General features: G+C 57.2%; 2 protein-coding genes. Both read right to left on the reverse strand.

The window, feature by feature from the left end; genetic code table 11:
• Positions 1–907 (reverse strand): hypothetical protein (locus IH971_11085; protein ID MCH7498372.1); only part of this gene is annotated, 907 nt, incomplete at its 3' end.
• A 149-nt stretch (positions 908–1,056) separates the two neighbouring features.
• Positions 1,057–3,516: a T9SS type A sorting domain-containing protein gene (locus IH971_11090; protein MCH7498373.1), complete on the reverse strand. Its 2,460-nt coding sequence runs from the start codon at positions 3,514–3,516 to the stop codon at positions 1,057–1,059.
• Positions 3,517–3,534: the final 18 nt, after the last annotated feature.

A 3,534-nucleotide genomic window follows, 5' to 3' on the forward strand; every position in this document is an offset into this window, starting at 1 on the left:
GCAATATGTTCCAATTGCCGGCATTGAAAACCAACAAAGATGGCGAAACCGTGCCCTCCGTGGTGTCTGAACTGCTCAGTGCTATGGACACATTTGCCGTGGGTTCCGACGTCAGAACAACCGTAAAGGTGTCCCCGCCGCCCGCCTCGCTGGTCTGCAGTCCCCCGATAGGATCCACTGTGATCCCAGCCACATCATCATTCGTGTTTGTTACCGCTACATCTGTTGGCTCGATGTTGGCATAAATCGTGTCATCAGAAACAACGGGTCCGGCAATGATCGCGTAGGTCTGATCGCCGTCGTCAATATCATCATTAACGCCGTAAAAAGTGATGGTCTTGGGGATGTTCCAGTCGCCACTCGTAAATGTTACAAGGACCGGGTCTGGCGCCTGTTTCTCATCCTGAAGTCCCTCCGGAGCTGGGCTTAAATCCATAAAATCCCAAGCTATTTTCTCCAGCGACATAATCAAGCCATCCAGGTCACCCCGATAGGTATGCGCGACCACACTCTGTACGGACCGGGTCTCAATATTGAACAGCTGAAAGTCCAAGTCGTAGCCCTGCTCACTTTTCATAACGGATCCGATGATTACGTGTGATGCTGCCAGCAGTCTGCCAACCTCAAGAGCGCAATCTGGGGATGTGCACCCCGCTTCCTCCATTCCCATATCGCTTAGAACAGCGCTGATCTCACTCTGTTTTACACTAGCAACGGCCCCGGTGGCCGCCACTTCGATCCGCATATAATTGGTTAGGGTTTCCGCCTCGGGCCGTGAGATGCCCTGACCCTGTATATCCAGTACCGCAATACGGTGCTGGTCCTGGGCGTCCACCTTCACAGGAGATGAAAAAACAATCACGCTACAGGCAAATAATAAGCACTCTGATTTCCGTAAATACTTCACTGGGAATTTCCTCGCTTATGCCAATCCGGATATGTTATTGAATTTGGGTCATTCAATGCTGTGTGGAGCTATCTGCAGGGGGTAAGATGCCCTATTCTCAAAGGGATATTCTCGCCTGCGTGATGGTGGTAGAGACATGCTGTATCCATTTAGCGGATGATCAACATCTTTCGGGTTATAACGCGCTTGCCGGCAAACAGGGTGGAGAAGTATATGCCGCTTGAGACGTTGCGGCCAATGCGGTCCCTGCCGTTCCAAATTATTTCGTGATAACCCACGTCTCTCCAGCCATCCACCAGGGTTACCACTTCCTGCCCAAGTAGGTTGTAGACCTTCAGGGCCACCCGCTGCGGTTTCGGCAGCGCATACCGGATCATGGTGGCTGGATTGAAGGGATTGGGATAGTTCTGGGACAGGGTAATTTTTTCCGGCAGCAGCGAGAGAATTTCGTCGATCATACGGTCCACGTAAGCCTGCCCCCCGGCGACCACTTTCAGGTGGTATGGAAAGCCTTGCTCCCCGGAACGCCGGATCGGTCGGTAGTCGGTGATAATGATTTCATCATCACCGCCGACGATATCGTAAACCTCCCGGGTGATCAGGTCCAGCAGGGCGATGCGGAAATCAGGCGGCAGTTCGCCAGCCAGATCATGGGTCAGCCTGATGGGCCCCGTTTCGCCCCGGACATGGAGGTCGATGTCCCAGGTCCCGTCCGCCACCTCGATCGAGCGGATGTCGCTGGTGAACCGCGGTAGCCCGAAGTTTCGGGACCATTCCGGCCTGTCCATGGCCAGCGACACATACCCCTCGATGTAGGGCGGCTCGGGATTGTCGCGGTAATCGAGCTGCTCGTGAGCCCCGGTCAACCGGCCGATGTAGGTCGCCACGTCGGAGTAGGTCTTGCCCCTGGCCTGCAGCTGCAGTTTCCACCCCGCTTCACCCTCTGGCAGCCCACCGGCGAGATGCTGAGTCGCCCGGGGCAGACTCCCCGCCTGTTTTAGGGGTTGGAGGTTGAGAGTCAGGGCAGAATTCTCCCGGTTATAGATGATATACCCGCCCCACGGCAACAGCTCGGTTACTAGATCGGACCAACCCTCCCCGTCACTGCCGCCATACGTCAGAGGTCCATAGAACTGGGTCTGATCCCCTACCACAGCCACCACGAATGCATACGGAGATCCGATGAGGTTCCAGCCCGGCTGCAAGGCCAGACTGCTGCCCGCGAGGTCCACCGAACGTCCTGCCCCGCTGGAGAAAACCACCCCATCCTTGACGAGCTGGAAGAGCCAGTAGCCCTTACCGGGACTCACCTGTTGGGCGTCGGCCCAGTCCGAGCCTGCCCATTCAAAAATCTTCCAGGTCGTTTTGCCGGGCTTACCCTTCAATTCAGCGCCAAACAGGCCAGTGACATCGGGATCGTCCAGCTCGGCCGGGACGGAGACCAGGCGCCACTTCTTCCTGGGCAGGCCATCGGGGAAGGCAGAGCCGGTGATGCCGGTGGTCAGGGTGCCGGCCGGGAATTGCACTTGCGCAGACAGGGTATCGCTGTTGCTGCCATAGCCCAGCTGGTCGACTGACCGGATGGTATAGGCTATGCCGGTCAGCGTTACCCCGTCTGCCGGGATCACACCGCTATAGATGCCCGAGCCATCGCCCGTCATGGAAACCTCCTGGAAACTGGACTCACCCCCTTTCAGGTAGTGAAGAATCACACTCTCAACCGAGCTTTCATCCGTTACCGTGGCCTGCACGGTAACAGGCTCAAGAACCTGGGGAGATTCGGGAGAGTGGGAAAGAGCGGATATGACGGGAGCCTCAGTGTCTTCAAAGCTGTTGCTCGCCTCGTCAGAGGCAACGGTCCACTGGCTGAACCCTGTTTGCGCGAGGGCCGTGATGGTCTGGTCGGCCTCATCCACGACAACAGAGTCTGCTGGAATGAATTCCCACTCGACCCCGGGACCGGCATGATTCATGCGCCGGACAAGGCGCAGTTGACCGGGATTCTGTACACCCACTAGACCGGCATAGTTAAAGGTAACATCCACCACGAAACCTTCCGGCATGGTGCTGGAAATCTCCCAGTAGAAATTGGCGTAGACCGGGTCCGTCACCGCCCCATCGGGATCGTAGAAGCCAGTAGTGCTGTCGGATGGAGGGAGCGTTGAGACGGCCGTCACGCTTACGGTGCCACCCTCGCCCGCACTGAAATCGAAGGTGATCCCCAAGCTGTTCCCGGCGGCGTCGGTGAATTCAACCGGAGGGGAATCACCCGCTGGAATGGTCGTATCGGCGCTGGCGATCGCACCGGTGACAGCCAGCACCGTCAGGCTCACCCCTACGGTATCCGTCACGGGGGACAGTCCAACCCCTGTGTTGGTGGTGATGAGTAAGCGACCCTCGTAGGGTCCCTCCTGGAGGTTCCCCGTCTCCACCACCGTTACCGTGATGCTGTCCCGACCACCACCGGCCACCCGTCCGGAGGCTCGCGAGACACTCAACCACTCGTAAATTTCCCAAACGGCGTCTATCCGGATTTCATAATCGAGAGGAAAGTTCCCACCGTTGGAGATGATCAGGTCGAACGGTACCTCCTCGTCTGGCAAAGTCATAATGCCAAATGAGACTGA

Source organism: Candidatus Neomarinimicrobiota bacterium (assembly GCA_022560655.1).
Lineage (GTDB): Bacteria > Fidelibacterota > Marinisomatia > SCGC-AAA003-L08 > TS1B11 > JADFSS01.